Origin of the sequence: Vibrio sp. 1731, assembly GCF_033339955.1 — a bacterium.
Taxonomy (GTDB): domain Bacteria; phylum Pseudomonadota; class Gammaproteobacteria; order Enterobacterales; family Vibrionaceae; genus Vibrio; species Vibrio alginolyticus.
In genome coordinates this window covers 1-1102 of record NZ_JAWOVO010000147.1, presented here as the reverse complement: position 1 = coordinate 1102, position 1102 = coordinate 1, and the positions used below count along the sequence as shown (strand labels likewise).

At 48.3% G+C, this 1102-nt stretch carries 1 protein-coding gene and 1 pseudogene; both read right to left on the bottom strand.

Translation table 11 applies throughout. The features are described 5' to 3' along the window. The coding region (locus R7035_RS25810) for a PAS domain-containing protein (protein ID WP_318146391.1) at positions 1-772 on the bottom strand (772 nt) is incomplete at its 3' end. A 213-nt stretch (positions 773-985) separates the two neighbouring features. After that, a pseudogene (locus R7035_RS25805) lies at positions 986-1102 on the bottom strand (EamA/RhaT family transporter); the annotation flags it as partial.

The window sequence follows — 1102 nt, the reverse complement described above, 5'->3', positions numbered from 1 at the left end:
TGTTGCGCGTCATGCCCAAAATGCCGATCAGGTCACCGGCCTGATTTCGTACCGGTGATCTGATGGTTTCCAGCCAAGTTGGGTTGTTGTTTTCATCAATTTGGCGACACTCTTCAACGATGTTCTGTGTGCCAGTAGCGACCACTAATCGGTCGGCATCAATGAATTTTTCCGCGCGCTCGGCGCTGAAAAGGTCAAAGTCGTTCTTCCCGACAATGTCATCGTTAGACTTTTTCCACGCCTGTTCCACGCTGCGGTTAGTCATGGCGTACAGACCATCGGTGGTTTTGATCCAGATGTGGTCATCCAGACAATCGATGAATTCTTGCAGCGTTGGTAGTGGCTTGTTGGCGTGTGAGTGATGACGTTTGAGCTCTTGATGATAATGCTGGCTAACATCAAAACTGATGCGGCCTGCCAGTGCGCTCAGCCACGCAGAAACGGTTTGCTTTTGCTGCGTTGAGTGCGTCAACGTCACAACGGCAAACAGCTCCTCATTCGGTAGCCATACTGGGCAAAGACTCAGGTTTTCATCATCAAATTGTGAGCAAACTACGTCAAAGTGCGGCGCGGAAAATTGCGCGCAGTTTTGCTCAATCATCGCCACGATGGCGCGGTGATTTTGTGGCGAGGTGGATACCTCACTGGATAGCCATTGTTTGGTGTAGCTCAGGGTATAAAGTTGTCCCTGAGCTTGAGTGGCATCACAGCATTGCTGCAGAGCGTGTTGCCAGTCAGTCATCAACGGTGAAGGAATAGCGAAGCGAAACATAATTAGTAAAGTATCCTGAAGTGCCCACAAATATTTATAGGAATGTCGCCGTGTTAGGCGGCTGGGCTTTGGTTATATCGTATCCAACGCTTGAACAATTCCAAGCGACTGAAGGCACTTTCGATCAATAAAATGTTAGCGAGCTCTCTTTTTTATCCAACTCGTTTCATTTCTCCGTTTTCATATTGTCCTAGGTTTTTCGGGCATGACCAACTATTGCGACGCGTTCGCCGCCTTGGCTTTTTTACCCCAAGTCACCTGTTGGATGACCAAACCACTGATGATTAAGACAAGTCCAATCAACGTCGATGGGTGGATTTTTTCACCAAT